The 24,459-nt window shown below is 33.1% G+C and carries 27 protein-coding genes; 25 read left to right on the forward strand and 2 right to left on the reverse strand.

The annotated features are described in order from the left end of the window. Positions 1-17: 17 nt before the first annotated feature. Complete coding sequence (locus tag CLU81_RS04865; RefSeq protein ID WP_099708798.1) at positions 18-512, reverse strand: metallophosphoesterase; 495 nt, start codon at positions 510-512, stop codon at positions 18-20. Between the two features lie 203 nt (positions 513-715). Continuing rightward, on the reverse strand, positions 716-2,632 hold the full coding sequence (locus CLU81_RS04870) for an SPFH domain-containing protein (protein ID WP_099708799.1): 1,917 nt from the start codon (positions 2,630-2,632) through the stop codon (positions 716-718). Positions 2,633-3,146: 514 nt separating this feature from the next. Between CLU81_RS04870 and truA the strand changes: the two genes are divergently transcribed. From truA to CLU81_RS05000, 25 genes are all read left to right on the forward strand, one after another. Then, positions 3,147-3,887 carry a tRNA pseudouridine(38-40) synthase TruA gene (truA, locus tag CLU81_RS04875; RefSeq protein ID WP_099708800.1) on the forward strand — a complete coding sequence of 247 codons (741 nt, stop codon included), beginning with the start codon at positions 3,147-3,149 and terminating at the stop codon, positions 3,885-3,887. Between the two features lie 89 nt (positions 3,888-3,976). Next, entirely contained in the window at positions 3,977-5,731 is a 1,755-nt protein-coding gene (locus CLU81_RS04880) for an ABC transporter ATP-binding protein (RefSeq protein ID WP_099708801.1), read from the forward strand. Between the two features lie 143 nt (positions 5,732-5,874). Next, positions 5,875-6,459 (forward strand): NUMOD4 domain-containing protein, encoded by a 585-nt coding sequence (locus CLU81_RS04885; protein ID WP_099708802.1) that lies wholly within the window; start codon positions 5,875-5,877, stop codon positions 6,457-6,459. 339 nt (positions 6,460-6,798) lie between these two features. Further along, complete coding sequence (gene lpdA, locus CLU81_RS04890; RefSeq protein WP_017496030.1) at positions 6,799-8,187, forward strand: dihydrolipoyl dehydrogenase; 1,389 nt, start codon at positions 6,799-6,801, stop codon at positions 8,185-8,187. A gap of 413 nt (positions 8,188-8,600) precedes the next feature. Further along, positions 8,601-9,350 carry a DUF2314 domain-containing protein gene (locus tag CLU81_RS04895; RefSeq protein WP_099708803.1) on the forward strand — a complete coding sequence of 250 codons (750 nt, stop codon included), beginning with the start codon at positions 8,601-8,603 and terminating at the stop codon, positions 9,348-9,350. Positions 9,351-9,706: 356 nt separating this feature from the next. Then, complete coding sequence (locus CLU81_RS04905; protein ID WP_099708805.1) at positions 9,707-11,158, forward strand: DUF1254 domain-containing protein; 1,452 nt, start codon at positions 9,707-9,709, stop codon at positions 11,156-11,158. A gap of 168 nt (positions 11,159-11,326) precedes the next feature. After that, positions 11,327-11,818, forward strand: coding sequence for a YgcG family protein (locus CLU81_RS04910; RefSeq protein ID WP_099708806.1), 492 nt, complete (start codon positions 11,327-11,329; stop codon positions 11,816-11,818). Between the two features lie 109 nt (positions 11,819-11,927). Further along, entirely contained in the window at positions 11,928-12,827 is a 900-nt protein-coding gene (locus CLU81_RS04915; RefSeq protein WP_099712672.1) for an arginase family protein, read from the forward strand. A 114-nt stretch (positions 12,828-12,941) separates the two neighbouring features. Then, positions 12,942-13,616: a carbonic anhydrase gene (locus CLU81_RS04920; protein ID WP_099708807.1), complete on the forward strand. Its 675-nt coding sequence runs from the start codon at positions 12,942-12,944 to the stop codon at positions 13,614-13,616. A gap of 311 nt (positions 13,617-13,927) precedes the next feature. Then, positions 13,928-14,317, forward strand: a complete 390-nt coding sequence (locus CLU81_RS04925) for a DUF1801 domain-containing protein (RefSeq protein ID WP_099708808.1) — start codon at positions 13,928-13,930, stop codon at positions 14,315-14,317. 61 nt (positions 14,318-14,378) lie between these two features. Beyond that, positions 14,379-15,059: a DUF4919 domain-containing protein gene (locus CLU81_RS04930; RefSeq protein ID WP_099708809.1), complete on the forward strand. Its 681-nt coding sequence runs from the start codon at positions 14,379-14,381 to the stop codon at positions 15,057-15,059. Positions 15,060-15,077: 18 nt separating this feature from the next. Beyond that, positions 15,078-15,509 (forward strand): GNAT family N-acetyltransferase, encoded by a 432-nt coding sequence (locus CLU81_RS04935; protein ID WP_099708810.1) that lies wholly within the window; start codon positions 15,078-15,080, stop codon positions 15,507-15,509. 169 nt (positions 15,510-15,678) lie between these two features. Next, complete coding sequence (locus CLU81_RS04940; RefSeq protein ID WP_144444468.1) at positions 15,679-16,521, forward strand: hypothetical protein; 843 nt, start codon at positions 15,679-15,681, stop codon at positions 16,519-16,521. Positions 16,522-16,557: 36 nt separating this feature from the next. Next, complete coding sequence (locus CLU81_RS04945) at positions 16,558-17,148, forward strand: hypothetical protein (protein ID WP_099708812.1); 591 nt, start codon at positions 16,558-16,560, stop codon at positions 17,146-17,148. Positions 17,149-17,480: 332 nt separating this feature from the next. Beyond that, positions 17,481-18,020 (forward strand): DUF2975 domain-containing protein, encoded by a 540-nt coding sequence (locus tag CLU81_RS04950; RefSeq protein WP_099708813.1) that lies wholly within the window; start codon positions 17,481-17,483, stop codon positions 18,018-18,020. Positions 18,021-18,023: 3 nt separating this feature from the next. Beyond that, positions 18,024-18,230 carry a helix-turn-helix transcriptional regulator gene (locus CLU81_RS04955; RefSeq protein WP_099708814.1) on the forward strand — a complete coding sequence of 69 codons (207 nt, stop codon included), beginning with the start codon at positions 18,024-18,026 and terminating at the stop codon, positions 18,228-18,230. Positions 18,231-18,309: 79 nt separating this feature from the next. Beyond that, the gene (locus CLU81_RS04960; RefSeq protein ID WP_099708815.1) at positions 18,310-18,909 is read left to right on the forward strand and encodes an NAD(P)H-dependent oxidoreductase; all 600 of its coding nucleotides are present in this window, start codon (positions 18,310-18,312) and stop codon (positions 18,907-18,909) included. 106 nt (positions 18,910-19,015) lie between these two features. Beyond that, the gene (locus tag CLU81_RS04965; protein ID WP_099708816.1) at positions 19,016-19,483 is read left to right on the forward strand and encodes a hypothetical protein; all 468 of its coding nucleotides are present in this window, start codon (positions 19,016-19,018) and stop codon (positions 19,481-19,483) included. A gap of 173 nt (positions 19,484-19,656) precedes the next feature. Beyond that, positions 19,657-20,142 (forward strand): SRPBCC domain-containing protein, encoded by a 486-nt coding sequence (locus CLU81_RS04970; protein ID WP_099708817.1) that lies wholly within the window; start codon positions 19,657-19,659, stop codon positions 20,140-20,142. Positions 20,143-20,235: 93 nt separating this feature from the next. Next, on the forward strand, positions 20,236-21,132 hold the full coding sequence (locus tag CLU81_RS04975; RefSeq protein WP_099708818.1) for an NmrA family NAD(P)-binding protein: 897 nt from the start codon (positions 20,236-20,238) through the stop codon (positions 21,130-21,132). Between the two features lie 12 nt (positions 21,133-21,144). Then, positions 21,145-22,059, forward strand: a complete 915-nt coding sequence (locus tag CLU81_RS04980) for an AraC family transcriptional regulator (protein ID WP_099708819.1) — start codon at positions 21,145-21,147, stop codon at positions 22,057-22,059. A 66-nt stretch (positions 22,060-22,125) separates the two neighbouring features. Beyond that, positions 22,126-22,554 (forward strand): hypothetical protein, encoded by a 429-nt coding sequence (locus CLU81_RS04985; RefSeq protein ID WP_099708820.1) that lies wholly within the window; start codon positions 22,126-22,128, stop codon positions 22,552-22,554. Between the two features lie 26 nt (positions 22,555-22,580). After that, entirely contained in the window at positions 22,581-23,261 is a 681-nt protein-coding gene (locus CLU81_RS04990; protein WP_099708821.1) for an aspartate/glutamate racemase family protein, read from the forward strand. 83 nt (positions 23,262-23,344) lie between these two features. Beyond that, positions 23,345-23,713: a nuclear transport factor 2 family protein gene (locus CLU81_RS04995; RefSeq protein WP_099708822.1), complete on the forward strand. Its 369-nt coding sequence runs from the start codon at positions 23,345-23,347 to the stop codon at positions 23,711-23,713. Between the two features lie 52 nt (positions 23,714-23,765). Then, entirely contained in the window at positions 23,766-24,191 is a 426-nt protein-coding gene (locus CLU81_RS05000) for a DUF1801 domain-containing protein (protein WP_099708823.1), read from the forward strand. The last annotated feature ends 268 nt before the right edge of the window (positions 24,192-24,459 follow it).

Genomic DNA, 24,459 nt, shown 5'->3' on the forward strand with positions numbered 1-24,459 from the left:
ACCGTATCAATTAAACCTTACTTCTTTCCTATTTCAATAATGTCGAGATCCTTAATTTTATCATCGTCAATTACAAACCTAAGCATTGTGCGAACTTGGTGAAAACCACTTTTTCCAGCCGCCCCAGGATTCATATGCAGTAAATTGTTTTTCTTATCAAAAATCACTTTCAGAATATGTGAATGTCCGCAAATAAATAATTTAGGTGGATTCAAAGCCATTTCCTCTCTTATTGCAGGATTATATTTACCAGGATAACCACCAATATGAGTAATCCAAACTGAAACATTTTCGCATAAAAACCTGTTATGCAAAGGGAATTCTAATCTTGCTTGTGCATCATCTATATTTCCGTAAACGCAACGCAAAGGTTTAAGCTTTTTTATAGTATCCGTAACATTCAAATCACCAATATCTCCAGCATGCCAAACCTCATCGGCCTGATTAACATATTTTAAAATAGTATCGTCAATATGACTGTGAGTATCGGAAAGTAAGAGGATTTTTTTCATTTTTCTTGAGGGGCAAAGTTTCAGAGGTTCAAAGGTACAAAGGTTTTTTTTAAAGATGCTAAGGTTCTAAGTTGCTAAGATTCTAAGTTTTTTTTACATAAAAAATCCGATTTGCGAAAGCGAATCGGATTTTCATATTTAATGTTAGATGCGTTTTTTCACATCTTCACATTTGAAATCTAACGTTTAACACCTATTAACAATTACTGTTTCTTAGGATTCTTAACATCTTTAGAATCTTTTGTATCCATCATTTCCATTAGTTTCAAACCTAACAAACCACTGATTGATCCATCAGAACCACCGTTTCCGGAAATTAAAACATCTGGAATTACTTTGATGTTTCCTTTACCAATTTCTTCCGTTACTTTATATCTGGTAAAGTTATCACCACCCATTGCACTAACCTGAAGTTGGTATGATTCTGCAGTAGATTTACCAATTGCCATAATTTTTTCCGCTTCAGCCAAACCTGTTTTAGAAATTCTTTCTGCTTCTGCGCTTGCGTTTAGTTTCGTAGCTTCTGCCTGTGCTCCTGCTCTTGCTTTTGTAGCTTCGGCTTCTGCATTTGCACGCATTTTTGTTGCTTCGGCTTCAGCGTTTACATTCAGTTTTAAACTGCTTGCATCACCTTCTGCTTTCTTAACCGTTGCATCTGCAGTACGTTGTGCGATCTCAACACTTTGCGAAGCTCGAACGATCTCTTTTTGCATATCTGCAATCGCCGTTTCTTTCTCCATTCCCTGACGTTGTTCTTGCGCCATTCTTTGAGTTTGATACGTTTTTTGCTCTTCTTCGGCAAGTTTTCTATCTGTTAAAGTTTTCATCAATGAATCTGGCGGAACGATATCTCCAATCAAAGTATCAACAGCATTTACGTTATATTCGTCAAGTACTAATTTAATATGATTTTTAGCCGATTCCTGACGTTCTTTTCTTGTACTAAGGAAAGAAATTACATCGCTATCTTGTGCCGAGTTTCTGAAATAGTTACCAATTGTAGGTTCTAAAACCTGAGAAACCAAGTTGTTCATGCTTCCAAAACGTGCAATTACTTTTGGCGCTTCGGCAGCAGGAACGTGTATAATCTGAGCTACGTCCAGATTAAACGGGAAACCATCTTTTGAACGAACTGTAATTGTCGAAAGATTTTTATCTAAATCATGTGATTCACTTCTCGCATTTGCCCAGTTCAAAACTAAGTTTGTTGTTGGAACAGCTTCTAACTTAGTTGTATATTTATTCAATGCATATTTTCCCGGACCAAGTGGTTCCATCCAAACACCACGTTGTCCTTTCGAAACAATATTTCCGTGTTTAAAAGTATCTCCTGTAACATCTTGTCCGTCTTCACCAATATACGAAATCACAACACCAACATAACCAATTGGCACATCAGTCATTGGGTTTTGCTCGATTTGTATTCCCCACGTATTAATGTAATATGATCCTGCCAACATTACCTGAGGCTGCAAACCACGATTTCCACCAGTATCCAGGAACTTATCAAAATCCTGAAAGTTATTATGACCTTCAACAAATTTTCCGGCAATTTGTCCTTGTGGAATTGGTTCTCCATCAAGAGCCGTTACGATCCCAATCATGTTCTCATAAATCTTAATTTGATCTGCAATTACAATCTCGAATAAGAACGTATTAATACGATACGAACCAGTGGTAATAAATGCAGTTTGACGTCCTTTTTGTCCGCCATTGTCTAAGAAAAAAGTAGCATCCTGAAAGTTATCACTGTCTACCTTTCTAGCCAGGATTCTACCAGTTGGAATTTCCTGTCCGTCTTTACTTAAAACAAGTCCAATTTTCCCTTCGGGAATAACTGTAAATCCCGTCATATCAATTGAATATTGCCAAATCCACATTCCCCAGTACAAACCTGGAGCAAGCGTTTTTGCCTGATAACCTGCTTCTCCTTTTGTCGCAATAATACGACCATCAGGAAGTGACTTGTCTGCACCAAACAAAACGAATTTTTTGGTCACTAAACCAATTTTATCCTCTGGAACCATTACCATTCCGAAGAAAACGCGTAAAATAAATTTGTAAAAAATAATGGAGAATAAGATTAGAATTATCCACCAGTAAGAAGTAATTTCATTCATAGTTTTGATATTTAGACTACAAACATAGTAGAAATACTTCCTGTTAAAATGAAATATTTTAAAAATTAACTTTTGCCAATTTTCTCCAAAAAATGTTAAAAAAAAGGTTTGATTAAATCGTGTGAATTGTCAATTTCTGACACGATTTTTTGTTGGGTAAACTATGATTGGTATTTTTGGTTTTAACAGTTTTTTGACAAGGTTCTGAGATTCTGAGATGCTAAGGAACTAAGTTTCTCTTTTCAAATTTTTGAAATTGAGTTGTAAAGAAAAATACCAGTTTTTCTATTAGATTTTTGAGGTTTTCCGTAAAAAAGGTTACAATAATATTCGTAAAAGATGTTATCCCATTGTGTTAGACGCACTGCAGTGCGTCTCTACAATATATACGTTGCGAGAAAAAAACCTTAAACCTGTAAAGAAAAAAATCTTAGCATCTTAGCATCTCAGAACCTTAGCAACTTTTAAAAAAAACCTTTGTACCTTTGCATCTTAGAACCTTTGAACCTTCACCTTGAGATATTTTATTCAATTTGCTTATAACGGAACACATTATCATGGCTGGCAATTTCAGCCCAACGCTTCTTCTGTTCAGGAAACTTTAAACAAAGCTTTTTCGGTTTTATTAAATGCTCCTATTAATATAATGGGTGCAGGAAGAACTGATACTGGTGTTCACGCGCAGGAAATGTACGGGCATTTTGATTTTGAAAATCCTATTGATGTTCCGACTTTAGTACACAAACTGAATTCGTATTTACCAAAAGACATTGCGATTTTTGATATTATATTGGTTCATGATGACGCACATTGCAGATTTGACGCTACTAAAAGAACGTATGAATATCATATCAATACTGTTAAAAATCCATTTTCGGAGGAATTGAGTTGGTATTTTAACCAAAAATTAGACGTAGCTTTGATGAATGAAGCCGCGAAAATATTACTGAATCATACCGATTTTCAATGTTTTTCGAAAGTCAATACAGATGTAAATACTTTTGATTGCACGATTTTTGAAGCTTATTGGAAACAAGAAAATAACAAACTAGTTTTTACGATTTCGGCGAATCGTTTTTTACGAAATATGGTTCGCGCCATCGTGGGAACTTTGGTGAATATTGGTTTACATAAAATTTCTCTGAATGATCTGGAAAGCATTATTGCGAGTAAAAGCAGAGAAAAAGCCGGATTCTCGGTTCCGGCACACGGATTATATTTAACCGAAATTTATTACGATTACATCATAAAATAGCCCTGATTGAAGTGAAAATCCTTTTTTGTTTTTTCTTTAAAAACAAAAAAGATTGTAACGAAAAGCAGGAATAGCTCCATAAAATAAAAATGAAAGCAAAAGCATTTGATACCGGATTATTCAAACGAATCTTAAAATATACTAAACCTTATAAATGGCGCTATTATGGCGTTATCATTTTTGCCGTTTCGCTTTCGATTTTTGCGGCACTTCGTCCTTATTTATTAAAAGAAACGGTCGACGGCTATATCAAGACGCATGATAAGCATGGTTTATTGATGTACATTATATTGATGGGCGTTGTACTTTTATGCGAAGTTTTCTCTCAGTTCTATTTTGTGTTTTGGGCAAACTGGCTTGGGCAGGATATTGTAAAGGATATCAGAACCAAACTTTTCAAACATATTCTGAGTTTTAGAATGAAATATTTTGATTTGGTTCCGGTCGGACAATTGGTTACCAGATCAGTATCTGACATTGAATCGATTGCACGTATTTTCAGCCAAGGTTTATTTATGATTATAAGTGACTTGATGAAAATGTTGGTTGTTTTGATTTTTATGTTTTATATGAATTGGAAACTGACGTGGATTGTCGTTGTTGCAATGCCAATTTTGGTTTACATTACCCGAATTTTCCAGCGTAAAATGCAAGTTGCTTTTGAGGAAGTTCGTACGCAAATTGCAAACATGAACTCGTTTGTACAAGAACGCGTTACCGGAATGAAGATTGTTCAGCTTTTTAATCGTGAGAAAATTGAAGCCGAAAATTTTAGAGTTATCAATGATAAACACAGAGTTGCCTGGATAAAAACAATTCTTTATAACTCGATCTTTTTCCCAATTGCCGATATTATTTCGTCTATTACTTTAGGATTAGTTGTCGTTTACGGTGGATTTAAAATCCTGAACGGCGATCATTTTACGACTTTCGGAGATTTATTCTCTTATACTATGTTTATTGGAATGTTGTTTAATCCATTGCGTCAGATTGCGGATAAGTTCAACGAGATGCAATTAGGAATGATTGCTGCCAATCGTGTTTTTGATATTATTGATACTCAGGATCATATTCAGGATACAGGAACTATTGAAGCGCCAATTTTTGATGGAAGCATCGAATTTAAAGATGTTCGCTTTAGTTATATTCCCGAAGAAGAAGTTATAAAAGGAATTGATTTATCGGTTGATTCAGGGCAAACTATCGCTATTGTAGGTTCGACTGGAGCCGGAAAATCGACTATTATTAATTTACTGAATCGTTTTTACGAAATTAATAGTGGTACTATTTTTATCGACGGTCATAATATTGAGAATTATACTTTGGCTTCTTTACGAAAACAAATTGCTGTGGTTTTACAAGATGTTTTTTTGTTTGCCGATACAATTTACAACAATATTACTTTGCACAATCCTGAGATTACACGCGAACATGTTTTGAATGCTGCCAAAAAAATTGGCGTACACGATTTTATAATGAGTCTTCCGGATAATTATGATTTTGATGTAAAAGAACGTGGTGTAATGCTTTCGTCAGGACAACGACAATTGATCGCCTTTTTACGTTCATATGTGAGTAATCCAAGTATTTTGATTTTGGATGAAGCTACGTCTTCAATTGATACTTATTCTGAAGAATTGATTCAACGTGCAACCGAAACAATCACAAAAGGAAGAACTTCGATTATAATTGCACACAGATTGGCTACGATTGTAAATGCAGACAAAATTGTGGTTATGGATAAAGGTTTGATTGCAGAACAGGGAACGCACCACGAATTGCTCAATAAAATCGACGGATACTACAAAAATCTATACGATTCGCAATTTTCAGTCGCTAACTGAGATTTGAAATGCTAAAAAAGTTCTTAAAAAAGTTAAATTAGCGTTATAAGAATCATAAATGTGGCTCTTCGTAACCAGCACTATAGCAGTCTTTTTTATTGAATTCTTTATCTTTGAGATACAGAATTCAAATGTAAAAGAAAATGCCACAAAACAGATTTTATCCCAACGAACAGTTCAAAGAAATAGAAATAAATGCTTCATTACAACTACGTTATGCCATTTCAAACAGAGGCCGATTAATAAGCTTTACTGATGAAATTGAAAACGGCCGTCTCTTAAAAGGCGGATTAAGTGATGGATATCCAACTTTTAGATTTAAAGTAAAAAAAGACGACAAAATTGTCAATAAATATCTCTTTTTATACAAATTAGTTGCCCAATATTTCCTTCCGAAAAAATCAGAAGAACAAACTTACGTATTACATCTCGATTACAACCGAAGTAACGATGATGAAAAAAACTTACGTTGGGCGACAAAAGCCGAAATGATGGAACACAGCCGTAAAAGTCCGCGTGTTATTCAGGCAAAAAAGAACCTTATTGAACACAACTTAAAAGCTGACGGAAGAAAATTGACAACAACAAAAGTGATGTTGATCAAAAAAATCCTCGCCCGTCCGGAACAAAAAACGCGTCTAAAAATGATCGCGAAACAATTTGGCGTAAGCGAAATGCAAATAAGACGTATTGCCAGCGGAGAAAACTGGGGACACGTTAAGGTTTAATTGTTAATTATTAATTGTTAATTCAACGGAATGCTACATTGAGCAAAGTCGAAGAACTTTTCACTACGAAAGGTCTTCGACTTTGCTTTGTTAATGAAAGTTTTATTTTGCAGATTTAGAGTAAAAAACATAATTTTAAATTAATAATTGATAATTAACAATTCACAATTCGCACAATCTCTGTGAAAAGATCAAAATCAGTGTGGGTAAAAATAAAATTTCAAGTGTTTTTTAAAATAATTCCTTAAATTCGCAATCACAAATAACAAAGAACAAATCGGAAAAGAGTTTCGGAATTATAAACCTCATTTTCTGTATTAAATACTAAAAACCAAAAAAATGAAATACGACGTTATTGTTTTAGGAAGTGGTCCTGGCGGATATGTAACAGCTATTAGAGCTTCACAATTAGGCTTTAAAGTAGCTGTAGTTGAAAAAGAAAACCTTGGTGGTGTATGTTTAAACTGGGGATGTATCCCAACAAAAGCATTACTAAAATCAGCTCAGGTTTTTGATTACTTAAAACATGCTTCTGACTACGGATTGAAAGTTTCTGAATTTGACAAAGATTTCCCTGCAGTTGTACAACGTAGCCGCGGTGTTGCTGAAGGAATGAGCAAAGGAGTTCAGTTCTTAATGAAGAAAAACAAAATTGACGTTATTGAAGGTTTTGGAAAACTAAAACCAGGTAAAAAACTTGACGTTACTGATAAAGATAATAAAGTTACTGAATATAGCGCTGATCACATTATCATCGCAACTGGAGCCCGCTCTCGTGAGTTACCAAACTTGCCACAAGATGGTGTAAAAGTAATTGGTTACAGACAAGCAATGACTTTACCAACACAGCCAAAATCTATGATTATTGTAGGTTCTGGAGCTATTGGAGTTGAATTTGCACATTTCTACAACTCAATGGGAACTGATGTTACTATTGTAGAATTTATGCCAAACGTTGTTCCTGTAGAAGACGAAGATATCTCAAAACAATTTGAGCGTTCTTTGAAAAAAGCCGGAATTAAAGTTATGACTAACTCATCTGTTGAGCGTATTGACACAACTGGTGCGGGAGTAAAAGCATTTGTTAAAACTGCAAAAGGTGAAGAAGTTCTTGAAGCTGACATCGTTCTTTCCGCAGTTGGAATCAAAACTAACATTGAAAACATCGGTTTAGAAGAAGTTGGAATCGCTGTTGACAGAGATAAAATCTTAGTAAACGCTTACAACGCAACTAATATTCCTGGATATTATGCAATTGGAGACGTTACTCCGGGACAAGCTTTGGCTCACGTAGCTTCTGCTGAAGGAATTAACTGTGTGGAGAAAATTGCTGGTTTACACGTAGACCCAATCGATTACGGAAACGTTCCTGGTTGTACTTACGCAACTCCAGAAATCGCTTCTGTAGGTTTAACTGAAAAACAAGCTAAAGAAAAAGGATACGAATTAAAAATTGGTAAATTCCCATTCTCAGCTTCAGGAAAAGCAAAAGCTGCCGGAACTCCAGACGGATTCGTAAAAGTAATCTTCGATGCAAAATACGGAGAATGGTTAGGATGCCACATGATTGGTGCTGGTGTTACAGATATGATTGCTGAAGCAGTTGTAGCTCGTAAACTTGAAACTACAGGTCATGAAATCCTTAAATCTATTCACCCTCACCCTACAATGAGTGAGGCTGTTATGGAAGCTGTAGCTGATGCTTACGGCGAAGTAATTCACTTGTAAAAAATATTGTATTGATGTAAATACATTGATACGAGTTACATATTATTTTCAATTTAAAATCCGATTTGTGAAAGCAAGTCGGATTTTTTTTTGTTATTAAAAAAGAGATATAAACACCGATCAATACGAAAACTTGTGGAGCTATAAAAATTAAGGATGAATTTAACCGCAAAGGGCGCAAAGATTTTTTGTTATAGATTACCCTCATTAAACGCAAAGTTCGCAAAGCTTTATCAATATAGCTTTGCGAACTTTGCGGTTATATAAAACCTTTGCGTGCTTTGCGGTTAAAATAATTTTTGTGCTGATCCATAAATACATAAAACATTCTTAAAATCGACAATTATCGTTGGCTGTTTTGTAGTAAAAAAATTATATTTACTTAATAAAAAAATTATCATAAAATACATGTAATGGAAAATACACCAATATTTTTTGCAGACGGAGAAAGCCCTAAAATGATTGAGGCATTTAAAAAAGCACAGGAAACTTTTAAATATTTTTGGAGAGAATTATCATGGGAATATCGCCGAATAGTTCCAGCACTCAATGTAGCTTGCGTAAAACTAGCCTTTACACAAGAAATAAATAATGATACGGCAGTTGAGCACATGTGGATAAATGAGATTAATTTTGATGGCGAAAAAATAAAAGGCATCTTAGTAAACGATCCAAACGAATTAACAAATGTTGCTAATGGTGATTATGTCGAGATTCCGGTAAACCAAATTAGCGACTGGTTATTTGCTACAGATGATAAAACGTACGGAGGTTTTACGATACACGCTATGCGATCAGAAATGAGCGAAACCGAAAGAGAAGAACATGACGAAGCATGGGGTTTAAATTTTGGTGACTTTAATGATATTCTCGTTGTATATGAACAAAAAGAAAAACCAGAGAATGTCGTCGAACATCCTATGAGTAAAAACATGAAAGAAAGTCTTGTTGAGTTCATAAAATCAAATCCGAATGAACTTACAGCGCAAGATGAATCTGGATATACTTTTTTACATCGAGAAGCGATTGCCGGAAATAGTTCTATTATCGAAGTTCTACTAGAATCAGGTGCTGATAAAAATGTAAAAACTTATGGCGATAAAACTGCATTAGATTTTGCAGAACAACTAAAATGGGAACATTTGATTCCACTTTTAAAATAACATTATCCAAAATCCGATTTGTGAAAGCAAGTCGGATTTTTTTTACTTCGTATAATTCTCTTCTGAAAAAACTTCTAAAGAATACAATTCTACACGAGATAAAACAAAATACTGTAATACAATTAGATACATACAAATATTTTGAAATTTAATCTTTTTTCGTACATTTAACTATCTTATAAGCCTGATCTTCAATCAGATTTATCTTCGCCTGAATAACTTTTATATCAGCACAAAAAGAACAATCAAACAAACTTTATTCCAATCTGAATAGAAGTTCTGTTACACTCAGTCAATTTATTTAAAGGCTGAAAAGATCAAATCATAAAATTTATAATCATTAATAAATTGCTACTATGAAAAAAGTTCTTCTTTCTTTTTTGTCTGTGCTGTTGCTTACAGCCTGCAATAAAACCTCTACTACAGAAAATACCGAAAAAACAAACAATGCAGATACTGTAACTAATGCATTTAAACCTGCCAATATCAAAGAAGAAATTCTTTACCAACGTGGTGTTGAAGCTGCTATTTGGGGAATGCCAGGGGTAAATTATCAGCTAATGTATGATGCTTTGGCTAAAATAAACGGTGATTATAATCAGGTTGTTATCTGGCCAAAACTATTAGATTGGAAAAATCAAACCTTAACACCAAATCCTGATGTTATTTATTTAATGCCTTTCTTCAATACAGAAAAAGTTGGACCTGTAGTTCTTGAGATTCCGCCTGCTGACAATGGTGTTTTCAACGGAAGTATTATGACCTACTGGCAAAATGCACTTGAAGATGTTGGTCCCGGCGGCGTGGATAAAGGCAAAGGAGGAAAATATCTGTTTTTACCTCCAGGTTACGACAAAACCAAAATACCTGCGGGTTATATTCCTTTGCAATCTGATACTTATCGCGGTTATGCATTATTACGCTCTGTATTAAAAAGCGGAAGCGCAGCCGATGTTGCCACTGCTGTAGCATATTCTAAACGAATTAAAGTTTATCCATTGAGCGAAGCTTCAAAAAATCCTTCAACTGTTTTTATAGATGCCAGCGACAAAGTATATGAGTCAAACATCCCCTTTGATTTTAGTTATTACGAAACATTAAATAAGATCGTTCAGTCTGAGCCTTGGCTTAACAGAGATCGTGTAATGATAGGTCCATTAAAAACGATAGGAATTCAAAGAGGTAAACCATTTAATCCTGATGCTCGTACAAAAGAAATATTAGCACATTCAGTTAAAACTGCAAAAGCATGGCTGGAATATAATTATGAATCAACTGCGCCATTTTACAAAGAAACACATTGGTTTTTTCCTGCTGACGAGGATAATATCAAGAGTATAAAAAGTACCTACTCTATCTCTGAAATTTATCCAATTGACAATAGAGCAATCTGTTATATGATCGCATTTTTTAGTGCCAAACACCTTGGAGAATCACAATATTATCTAATGCAAATAGTAGATAAAGAAGGCAAACCTCTGGACGGAAACAGTACTTATAAAGTAAATGTTCCTGCCAATGTTCCCGTAAAACAATATTGGTCCATGACCGTTTACAATCGCGAAACCCACACATTTATTCGAAATGCAAAATGGGCAGGACGTTCCTCACAAACACCCGGACTTAAAACAAACAGCGATGGTTCTGTAGATCTTTACTTTGGTCCAACTCCGCCTGAAAGTGGTGAATCTAATTGGGTTCCAACAGATCCTAAAGGAAAGTTCGAAATACTGGCACGTTTTTATGGTCCAAAACCAAACTTATATGACCAAAGCTGGAAATTGAATGATTTAGAAAAAGTGAAGTAATTAAAAAACTGCATTTCTTAACTTTTAATAAAAAACGAAATCCGATTTGCGAAAACAAGTCGGATTTTTTTATCATTATATAGAAATAAAAATTAATTATAGAAACAATATAGAAACTGATTTTTAATAATAAAGCATTAATTTTGCAGCGCCCAAAACAAATCTTTCATGAAAAAATTAGTGTTCTTTTTAGCAATTTCCCTTTTTTTATCACATCATTTATTTGCACAAACAAAAGCTGAATCACCAAATATTTTTGAAAAATCATATGATTATGTAAATGATTTTGAAAAAATACTTACTCCAAGTCAGGTCAAATCTTTAAGCGAATTTTTAAAATCAAACGAAGCTAAAACCAAAAATAAAATTCTGATTGTAACAACAGCTTCAATAACTCCATATAATGATCTAAACGATTATTCTTTAGATTTAGACAAGTATTTAATTTCTAAATTAAATATAGACACAACTGTTTTAATTGTCATTAGCAAACAGTTGAGACAAATTCAAGTTCAGGGAGTTAATAAAATACGCTCTAAAATGAGTGATCAGGAAATGAAAGATATCATATCTACTTATGTAGTTCCGGAATTAAAAAAAGGCGATTACTACAAAGGTTTGCAAGAAGGCACAAGTCAAATCATTAAAAAGCTGGAATAAAAATAAAAGAACTCATTTGATACTAAAAGTTATTTTTGCGTAGATGCCTTTTGGCAAACAAAAAAACTATAGTCTTTATTTTCATAACTTTATACTAAATAATCAGGCTATGAAAGAAATATGCATTGTTGAGTTTCCATCTAATTTAGGTTTAAAAGAACCTCAACCCGGAAAAGAACCCGGCGTAAAAAAACTACCCGATTGGTTGTGGAAAAATAATTTGCACAAAGCCATAAATCCTGTAAACATTCTACGGTTAGATCCTCCCAAATATTCAAGTGTCAGAGATCTTGAAACCAATATTCTCAATGCAAATTCATTAGTTGATTATGCCAGAGAACAAGCTTATTTAATCAATAATCTATTGAGCCAAAACAAATTTCCTTTTGTACTTGGTGGTGATTGCAGTATACTTTTAGGACCAGCGATTGCATTAAAGCAAAAAGGCAATTACGGATTATTTTACCTCGACGGACATACTGATTTTATGAATGTTTCCCTTTCTGAAACCGGTGGCGTTGGCGGAATGGCGGCTTCTATTGTAACCGGAAACGGCCCCGAAAAACTTACCAATATCCTCAATTTATCTCCTTATATAAAAGAAGAAAACCTCTGGTGCGTAGGTAATCGCGAATATGATGACGAATACGAAGATCAAATCAAAAACTCGTCAGCAACCTATATAAGCCTTCAAACACTGCGAAAACAAAGTATCTTAAATTGCGTACAATCATTTCTCTCACAAGTTAAGAGCAAAAATCTCGATGGGTTTTGGCTTCATATCGATGTCGATGTTTTAAACGATTCGATAATGCCATGCGTAGACAGTAGAACTCCGGACGGCCTGACTTATGATGAGTTTAATGAACTTACCTCCTATTTATTTCAAAGTGATAAACTAAGTGGACTCGAAATAACAATTCTGGATCCTGATTTAGATCCAACGGGAAAATACACAAAAGATTTTGTTGTAAATATTACAAACACATTTACCTCATTTAATAATTAGATTTATGTGATATAAAAAAAACTTCTTGTGGCTATTTTATGATTAGAAGCGAAATAATTTTGCACAGTTTTATAAAGCATTTATAAAATCTCTAAAAACTTAAAAATCAGCAACATGAAAACAAAAATATCAATTCTTGCATTTATAGTATTTTCAATAATTTTTTCAATACTTAGTTGCAATAAAAACAACATTACAGAAGCAAACAAAAATCTAACTTCAATTGAAAAACTAACTGAAGGAAACAAACGTTTTCTGGACGAGAAATCAATTCATCCGCATCAAGGCAAAGAAAGTGTTTTAGCAAATCAAGACGGACAAAAACCTTTTGCTGTCATTATCACTTGTTCAGACAGCAGAGTTTCACCAGAAATCGTATTTGATCAGGGAATTGGAGATTTATTTGTGATTCGTAATGCCGGAAATTTAATTTCTGATATCGATATGGGAAGCATCGAATATGCTATCGAACATCTTGATACTAGACTAATTGTCGTTTTAGGTCACACTGAATGTGGTGCCGTAAAAGCATATATTAATGACAAAGACGGAGCTTACAAAAAACACTTCAATCATATTGATAATATAGTTGAAACAATATCACAAGAAAAAGAAGAGATCGACGCAGACAAAACAACTCCAAAAGCAACAAATTATTTAGGAGCAATTGACGCGAATATCAAACATTCTACAAAATTAATTCAGAACAATCCAATTGTAAAAGAACATAAAATTCAAATTGTTTCTATGCGATACGATGTACATACCGGAAAAGTGGAGCAATTGTAACCAACATTCAACATAAAATACTAAGATCCGATTTGTGAAAACAAGTCGGATTTTTTTTTATTTGGGCGTGTTTCGCCGCGACGAACCGTCCCGAAGCTTCGGGATCGCTGCAAGTCCTCGCACTTCCTACGTCAGGCTGTGGGCTTTTCACTATTATCCCTCACGCGAGCTCAGAATTCCAAAACAAAATTCATTTTAGATTGATTTATTGCAATAAAAAAAAGACTAATTTAGCTATGAGAAATAACTTTAAAAAAGCCTCATAATAAGTTATTCCTCAGTTCCAATTCAAATAAAAAAAGCTCATTATCATGAATGCAGCCGTACAAGATTATAATAATTCGCAAACTAATTCAGACAAAGAAATCTGCAATCAATTGGCTATTTTAATCAACGAAAACCTGACAGATTACGAAAACAAAATCTGGCATGCGCATCCGGTTTGGTTTCTTGACGGAAATCCAATTGTAGGTTACAGCAAACTCAAAAATTGTGTTCGCCTATTATTCTGGAGCGGACAATCTTTTGACGAAGAAAAATTGGTAAACGAAGGTTCCTTCAAAGCTTCAGAAATTCGTTTTACAGCTGCTGAACAAATAAATAAAGAAGACTTAAAACGCTGGCTTAAAAAAGCCACCGAAATACAATGGGATTATAAAAACATCGTCAAACGCAAAGGTTTACTCGAACGACTAAAATAACAAAGCCATTTAACTTCGATAATACGTACTTTATTTCAATCAAAACCAAAAAACCAAAACCATGATTAGAAAAATTTTACTCCTCACAGTATTATTACTCACAATTACGTCATTCTCGCAAGAAGCCAATTTTAAAGTTCCGGATTATAAAGCAATAGAAAAAGAGATCAAAGACCAAAAATCGCCTTATTATTATCCCAAATTAATGGAACGATTTGTTAGTAATGATACCCTTTTAACCACTGATGATTATCAACATTTGTATCTTGGATACGTTTTTCAGCCTAAATACGATGCTTTTTGGAAATCACCCGACGAAAAAAAACTTAGTGAATTTTATGCCAAAGAAAAACTAGAAGTCAACGATTATGACGAAATCATAAAACTTGCCAATCACTCTTTAATAGATTTTCCATTTGATTTAAGACAACTCAATTTTCTAACTTATGTTTATCATCTCAAAGGCGATGAAAAAGCATCTGATATGGCTTCTTTAAAATTTCATAACATTTTGAATGCTATTTTTTCGAGCGGAGACGGAAAACAATGCGAAACCGGATTTCATGTTATATTAGTAGAACATGAATATGTAATGCTTAATGTTTTTGAAGTCGAATCTAAATCTCAATCTCTCGTTGGTAATTGCGATTATTTAAGCTTCGAAAAAGGCGTGTACAAAGTAGACGGTATTTACTTTAATATCGAAAAAATGCTCGAAAACGAATCTAAAGTTTTTAAATAGAAAATTGTTTTACACCAAATGAAAATAGTACCGATTAGAAAAAGCGACTATGATTCCTTAAGAAAGTTGTTTTTAAAAGAAAGGCAAAACACCTTTCATTGGCTCGATCCTTTAGAATTTAAGTTGAATGATTTTGATCGATATACAAAAGGAGAATTTATATTGGTTGCTATTCTTGAAGATATTCCAGTAGGTTTTATTTCGATCTGGATGAAAGGCAATTTTATTCATCACTTATATATTGATCAAAACCAACAGGGAAAAGGCATCGGAACTGAATTATTAAAAGCAGCAATCCAAAAAACCAAACTTCCAATTACTTTAAAATGTCTCGAAAACAACACAAAAGCCGTTGAGTTTTATCTCAAAAAAGGCTTTTTCGCAGTAGAACGCGGACAATCTGAACATGGCGGATATATACTTTTTGAATTATTAAAAAAAATTGATTAAATTTTTATTCTCAAAAAGTCACATAATCATTAAAAACTTTGATTTAACACATAACATTTAAACAATGAAATTTCTTTGTAGTCTTATAATTTCGATTTGCATTTTTTCCTGCAAAAATAGCTTGCCACCTCTAAGTGAAGAAGAAAGTCATATAGAAATACATAAAGAAATGGATAAAATATCTGTTGAACTTGAAAAATTTGATAACCAATTGGTAGTGCTTTATTCAGAATCAGAAAAAAATCCAGAAATAGCAATCACAAAAGCAGATAGCCTATTAAATGCCTTTCAAAAAGAAAAAGACGAGTATAAATCCCGAATAAGAAAAAACGTAGAAAGTAGCATTAATTATTTTAAAGCAGAGTTGTATTATAAAATGGGCAAATACGACCAGTCTATTAAAGAATTAGATAAGGAAGGTTATGATGAGTTGAATTATGGTACAGCTTATGCTGCTAATTATGTTAAACTAAAACGATTTGACAAAGCCAAAATCGCAATTGACAAAATTGGAAAAGGTTATTATATTTATGATTATGTTTTAGGTAATTATAATGAAGTCATTGGAAATAAAAAAGAAGCCAAAATTATTTACAAAGAAATAAAAGAAAACAAAGAAATAAAGCATTATACTTATTATCCATGGGCTATTGCAAGATTTGAAGAACTTAACAAAACTAGTCCTAAATTATTAGATGAAACTTATTTTCCAACTCAAAATCCAAGTTTCGATATCGCGGATTCAGATAACGAAAATAGAACTAAAATTTTCGAAATGATTTTTGATATGCCGGAAGCAAAACACAAAAGTGTTTCTATATTTGAATCACCACAAATAAATGATAAAGATTATTATTGGATAAAAGTTGGCGAAAATACAGGATTTCAACCTGAAGATTTTGTAACACAATTTAGTTTTTTCATTTATCCTCAAAAAAATTTCGAAATAAAATATTACGATGAAAAAAACAATAAATTGATGACAATTGAAGAATGGAGAAAATCTAAATAAAACCAATTAATAAACAATAATCAAACAAAACCCCAAATGACACAAATTACAAAAAAAGACATCGACAAACCAATTGGAGGATTATTCTTCATGATTATCAATACAGCAATTTGGGCTTTTATAGCCGAATATTATCTCGAAAATAAAGATTACAGACTTGTTGGAGTCCTTTTAGGTTTTATCATTACAGCCTTTTTATACTTCTATTTTACGTTTACCAAAGCACAAAAAACACTGGCTGATACTGTCGAAGAAAAAACTGCCGAAGAAAAAAGTAAAGAAAAATGGTTCTTAATCATCTTTGGTTTAGAAGGTTTGGGAATACTAGTGGCTAAAAATGTTTTAATGAACATCAATCACAACGAATTATTTATTTCGTTTTTTGCTTTAGCTGTCGGTCTGCACTTTTTTCCGTTAGCCAAAATTTTCAACCGTACTTTTGATTATTATATGGGAACCTGGACTTGCTTCTTTGCCATACTTGGCATTTATTTAATAACCCAAAAAGTAATACCGGTAAATCTTGCAAACGTTGTGGTTAGTTTAGGTTGTGCAATTGCAACCATTTCTTATGGTGTGAGAATGATTAACGAAGGCAGAAAATTACTCCTGATTAAAGCAAATTAAAAAAAATCGAACTCTTTATTTTCAGCAGCAAAATCAAAGAAGGTTTTAAAAATCATAGATTTCTGGCATAGCCCCGATTGAAACGACATCCTTTTCATCCGCCTCAAGCGGATGAAAAGATATAGTGGAAAGCGGGACAAGACTTCTTGTTGGAAATATTTTTTCTGCTCCTAAAAAAATAAAAATCCCTTGTTTTTACTGAATACAATCCTTTTTTAAAGAGTCGAAAAACTTTTTAAAGGCAAATATTTTTTACTTTTAAATAAAAATTTATCGTTTATCAATAAATTTTTATTTACATTTGCTATATGTTTATCTAAAATCAAAATATTATGTCAACAAAATCAACCATCATTTTAAAAATCCTGAACGTTGTTTCATGGATTGCATTTATTGGAACTTGTGTAAAAGCGGGCTCACTATTAGTATCTTATTTTATAACTAAGAACTACCCCGAAATTGCAGCAAAAAATTTATCAATAGGTTTAGATTTATCGCAATTAAAAGCCTATGATGAAGTAGATTATACAATAATGGTTTTCTGTATTATTGTAATTACGATTTTTGAAGCACTGCTGTTTTATACCTTAATTCAGATTTTCATGAAGATCAATATGGTTAGTCCTTTTCATGAAACTATTGGTAAATTGATTCAAAAAATGAGCGCATTTGCTTTGATAATTGGGATTTTCAGTAAAGTAGTAGTGTCGTATTCTGAAAAATTTACGGCTATGAAAATACCTCTTCCAAATATTATGGACCATATCGGACTTGGAGATGCCTTTTTATTCTTTGCCATGATATTGTATTTTATCTCTCAGCTTTTTGCAAAAGGCGTTGAATTACAAAAAGAAAACGAACTAACGATATAAATCATGCCAATAATAGTGAATTTAGATGTGATGATGGCGAAAAGAAAAATGTCATTAAACGAACTTTCTGAAAAAGTCGACTTAACTTTATCAAACCTTTCGATATTAAAAACCGGCAAGGCAAAAGCGATTCGGTTTAGTACGCTTGAAGCAATTTGCAAAGTATTAGATTGCCAACCAGGAGATATTTTAGAATTTGTAGCCGACTAGTTTTTATTCGTAATTTAGTACTATAAAACACTTTACATTCTCTTTTCAATTTGATTCCTTTTAATTTAAAACATGAAAAATGAATATTTTAATCGTTTATAGTCATCCGAGCAAAAAATCATATACTTTTCAGGTCTTAGAACATCTGAAATCTGTCTTGGTAAAACAAAGTTGGAACATTGAAATTTCTGATTTGTACGCAATGAATTTTCAAAGCGATATGTCTGAAGAAGAATATGAAAGAGAAGGTTTTGCAAAAACGAATCTTCCTATTTCTAAAGATATTTTGGCCGAACATGAAAAAATTGAAAAAGCAGATTGTATTATTTTTCTATATCCGGTTTGGTGGAGTGATTGTCCGGCAAAACTAAAAGGCTGGTTTGATCGCGTTTATTCGGTTGGATATGCTTATGGACAAAATGAAACTTCAAAACCGATGAAAACAATTCCACTTGGGCTTGTAATTTGTACCGCTGGTCATCCAAATGAGTTTCTTGAAGAAATAGAAATGGCGCAAAGTATGAAAACCATTATGCTTGAAGATCGCCTTGGACAACGATTCAAAAATAAAGAAATGCTTATTTTGGGCGGAACTTTAGAGTTGGAAAAAGTGATGGAAAAACATTTTTCGCAACTTGATAAACTTGTAGAGAAAATTAAAAATTATATAGACAAATAAAAAAAGACTTTCTAATTAACGATTTCACAACAACAAACCCGACAGGTTTTAAAAACCTGTCGGGTTTAAAATATCGGTTCCTAAAAACAATAAATATCAACTTATAATGAACATTAAAAAATTTAAAGTTTATGACTTATTCTGGATTACCTCCGTTCTTATTTTAATAATTGGGTTTATTTATCAAATTAATGATCCCAAATCTACATTAGATGTCAACATTCATGATACTTACCTTATTATTGCAAATTATCAGTTAACCATTCTTTTATTTACATTCTATTTTTTAATGGGATTAGGATATTGGCTCGTTCAGAAGTTATTAAAGAAACAGCTTTTAAAGTCTTTAACCATAATTCATACTATAATTGTAATTGGAAGTTTTATAATTTACTGGAGTGCTTTTTTCTACGGAAAATTGTTTCTACAAAATCCCGTGTTCCCAGAATACTTTGATGACCGCCAATTAATGAACATTATTTTGGTTAGTGAATTTTTACTCATTGTGTTTATTGCAACACCAATTTATATTATCAATTTATTGATTGGATTGTTTAGAATGAAAAATATTTAATGAGTCATCATCACAGACTCCAACAATCTATATTCTATATTCTATATTCTAAACTCTAAAATCATAAAATTATAAATTTGTCTGAAATCCCCCTTATAATTGTCAGCTTAACACCCTAATATATTGATTATTAGAAAGTACATTTGTTATACTAATTTCTAAAAACAATAATTATGAGTGCATCAGATTTTACCACAACTATAAAAGTAGACCAATCTCCTCAAGAAGTTTTTAATGCCGTTACCAATGTTCGCGGTTGGTGGTCAGAAGAAATTGACGGAAACACTGCAAAACTTAACGACGAATTTGAGTATCATTATGAAGATGTTCATCGTTGTAAAGTAAAATTAATCGAAGTAATTCCGAATCAGAAAATTGTTTGGCTAATCGAGAAAAACTATTTCAAATTTACAGAAGATAAAACCGAATGGACCAACACAAAACCTACGTTTGAAATTTCGGAGAAAGACGGCAAAACCGAACTTCGCTTCACACATTTTGGTTTGGTTCCGGAATATGAGTGTTTTGATATTTGCAGAGACGCCTGGACAACTTATATTCAGAAAAGTCTAAAAAATTTAATTACTACCGGAACCGGAAATCCAAACGGAAAAGACAAACCTCAAACCGAAAATGAGAAGAAACTTTCTGCAAAATAATACATGTACTATTTTAGGCTAAGACAATCGTAGATTTGGCTAAAGCAATTGATTTGTTGTTATGGAACTTTGTAACAACAAAAAAATAGAACGATGAAAATTATAATTACAGGTTCTCTAGGGAACATCAGCAAGCCATTAGCGACGAAATTAGTTCAAAAAGGACACGACGTTTCGATAATTACAAGCGATGCAGGAAAACAAAAAGAAATTGAAACTTTAGGAGCCAAAGCTGCAATTGGATCTGTAGAAGATGTAGTGTTTCTTACGCAAACTTTTACAGGCGCAGATGCCGTTTATTGCATGATTCCGCGCGCCAATTATTTTGATCCTAATCTTGATTTGGACGCTTTTACCCGCAAAATCGGAAATAATTATGCCGAAGCTATCCAAAATTCAGGCGTAAAACGTGTAATATTTTTAAGTAGTATTGGCGCACATTTAGAGAAAAACTCAGGAATAATTCAGCGTTATAATGAAATCGAAAGTGTCTTGAACAAACTTTCAGATGTTGGGATTACTTTTATGCGCCCAACTTCTTTCTATTATAATCTGGAAAGCTATATTCCTATGATTAAATTTCAAGGTCATATTACTGCCAATTATGGTGCTGACGAAATTATTCCGTGGGTTTCACCTTATGATATCGCAGAAGCAATTGCAGACGAAATCACAACTCCGCTTGACGGAAAGAAAATTCGTTATGTTGCAAGCGAGGAATTAACAGGTCACGAAACAGCCAGAATTTTAGGTGAAGCGATTGGAAAACCAGATTTAAAATGGGTTTTATCAACAGATCAGCAAACTCTGGATGGTTTGGTAACTATTGGAATGCAACCCAAAATCGCCGCAGGTTTGGTCGAAATGTACGCTGGACTTTACAACGGTTCTCTTGGTGAAGATTACTATAACAACAGACCAGCAGAAATGGGAAAAGTAAAACTGGCAGAATATGCAAAAGATTTTACAGCTTTGTATAACCAAAATTAAGTAACTTGTAACATGGCAAATCAGCAACCTCATCGTATTAAAAGTATAAGCGAATTTCATGAATTTAGAGATTTGCCAAAGCCCGAACATCCGTTAGTCAGCGTTTATAACTTTGAAGATCTTAAACATCTGAACGAAGCGGAACCTAAAAGTTTGATGCTTGATTTTTATTCGATTGCATTAAAACGTCATGCAAATGCAACCATGAGATACGGTCAGCAGGAATATGATTTTAAGGAAGGTGTTTTGCTATTTATTGCGCCGGGACAGGTTTTTTCTATAGAAGGAAATGCAGAACTTCAGCATACAGGATGGTCCTTATTGGTCCATCCTGATTTTTTGTGGAATACGCCACTTGCCAAAAAAATTAAACAATACGAGTATTTTGGATATTCAGTTCATGAAGCTTTACATCTTTCTGATAAAGAAGAAAAAATGATTATTAACATCATCAAAAACATTCAGAACGAATATCAATCTAATATTGACAAATTCAGTCAGGATGTGATTATTGCCCAAATCGAATTACTGCTTACCTATTCTGAGCGCTTTTATAACCGCCAATTTATTACCAGAAAAATCAGCAATCATAAAATGTTGGAACGTTTAGAGAACTTACTCGAAGATTATTTTTCGAATGATTCTTTATCCAAAAAAGGATTACCAACGGTTCATTATATTGCCGAAAATTTAAACGTTTCGCCAAATTATCTAAGCGGATTATTAAAACTACATACCGGTCAAAGCACACAACAGCATATTCATGATAAATTGATCGAAAAAGCCAAAGAAAAGCTCTCGACAACTAATTTATCGATTAGCGAAATTGCCTTCGAATTGGGTTTTGAACATCAGCAATCCTTCAGTAAATTATTCAAAATCAAGACAAATGTTTCGCCTTTAGAATTCAGGCAATCTTTTAGTTAATTAAAATCCGGTTTCAATAAATACAAGCATTAATTTTCATAAATTCGTTACCATTAAACGAAAGATATGAATCCGATTTTCAAAAGTGTTCTGGCCGTTATTATTGGTCTTTTTGTGGGAAGCGTTGTCAATATGTTCATCCTATTATTGAGCAACTCGATTATTCCAGCTCCAAATGGTGCCGACGTTACAACTGTAGCAGGCTTAAAAGCAACCATACATTTGTTTGAACCAAAACATTTTATTTTTCCATTTTTAGCACACGCACTCGGAACTTTTGCCGGCGCAATAGCCACCGTTTTAATTGCTTCGACTCACAAAGCAAAACTGGCTTTAATAATTGGCTGTTTCTTTTTGTTAGGCGGTATTGTAAATACTTTCACATTGCCTTCTCCTCTTTGGTTTACCATTGTAGATTTAGTTTTTGCTTATTTACCAATGGCATATCTGGCAATAAAATTGTTCTCAAAAAAGGATCAAAAAGTTGTAATCTAACTTAAAGAATAATCCAGAATAAATCAATGAAAAAAATTGGACTTGTTGGCGGAACCAGTTGGGTTTCTACAATCGATTATTATAAATTCATTAACGAAGGCGTTAATAAAAAACTGGGCGGATTGCAATTTGCAGAATGCCTGATTTATTCTTTGAACTTTGGAGATATTCAGGAAAAAACCTGGCCAAACTCATATGAACTGATACTGAATGCCTGCTTAAGTTTAAAGAAAAGTGGCGTTGATGCCATTGTACTATGTGCGAATACAGCTCATATGCATGCGGACAAAATCGAAAAAGAAATTGGATTACCACTAATTCATATTGGTACAGAAACCGCAAAAGCCATAACGCAAGAAAAAATCACCACCGTTGGACTATTAGGAACTTCGTTTTCTATGGAAATGGATTTCTATAAAGATCGTCTAAAAAGTTTTGGCTTAAATGTATTGATTCCGGAAAGTCAGGAAAGCCGAAATTATATACAGCACGTTTTAAAACAAGAACTAGGTAAAGGAATTATAAATCCGGATTCTAAAGAAAACTATATTAAAATTGCAAACGAATTAATCTCGCGTGGAGCCGAAGGTATTATTTTGGGCTGCACCGAAATTCCTTTGTTAATCGATCAAACTGACTTTTCAGTTCCTGTTTTTGACACCACAAAAATCCATTCAGAAGCCATTGTAGATTTTATTTTATCCTAAAAATAAAAGGCAATAAATCTGTACTTGTTTTTATTTCAGAGAAGTAAATTTCATAACTTAGTTAGCTTTTAAATTCTAAAATCATGACTAAGAAATATATTGCGCAGGAATTCCTGAAACTCGCAGCAAATGGGCATTCTCACGAAGCTTTTCGACTTTATGTAGGCAAGAATTTTAAACATCACAACGCTTACTTTAAAGGCGATGCCGAAACTTTAATGCTTGCAATGGACGAATCATCACGAAAAAATCCATATAAAACTTTTAAAATTCATCACGCTTTAAGAGACGGAGATATGGTTGCGGTGCATTCGCATGTAAAACAAAACTCAACTGATTTAGGCGCAGCTGTTGTGCATCTTTTTAAATTTGAATCAGATAAAATAGTAGAACTTTGGGATTTGGGACAATCGATTCCAAAAGATATAAAAAATGAAAACGGAATGTTTTAATCTTCAGTATTAGCTGAAAACTTGAAACCTGAAACAATTATAACCAGTAAAAATGGCAAAAAATAAAACAACAGAAACAGAAAACAATGTCGAAGATTTCATAAGTGCTTTTGTTGATGATGAAACCAAAAGAAAAGATTCTTTCGAACTTATCAAAATAATGCAGGAAGTCACCGGTTTTGAACCTAAAATGTGGGGACCAAGCATTATTGGTTTCGGAAGTTATCATTACAAATATGCCAGCGGTCACGAAGGAGACGCACCATTGGCAGCATTTTCTCCAAGAAAAGCAGCAATTTCACTTTACGTCTATTCTCCTTCTGATGAGAAAGAAGAATTACTTTCGAAATTAGGAAAACACAAAGCTTCGAAAGGATGTCTTTATGTGAAAAAATTAACTGATATTGACGCCGAAATTCTGAAGAAAATGATTTCTCTTTCGATAGAAAACACAAAGAAATTATATTCTGATAAATAATTTTTCAAAACTTAAATGAATACAATATTCCTGCAGAATAACTCTCAAAAACAAAATGATGATCTAATTTTAGAGTTTATATTCTTTTTTATTTTCATAGCGCTCCTTTTCTATTGTATTTATAACTACAAAAATGTTAGTAAATTTTTCCAGAAACATTTCCCCGTTAAAGATTTTCGAAGCTTTAGATTATATCTGGGATTGTTTATGATAATTGTAATTTGCATAAAATTATCTTTTGATTTTATCCTAAAAATATGTTGCCAAT

Source organism: Flavobacterium sp. 9 (assembly GCF_002754195.1).
In the GTDB taxonomy this organism is placed as follows: Bacteria; Bacteroidota; Bacteroidia; order Flavobacteriales; family Flavobacteriaceae; genus Flavobacterium.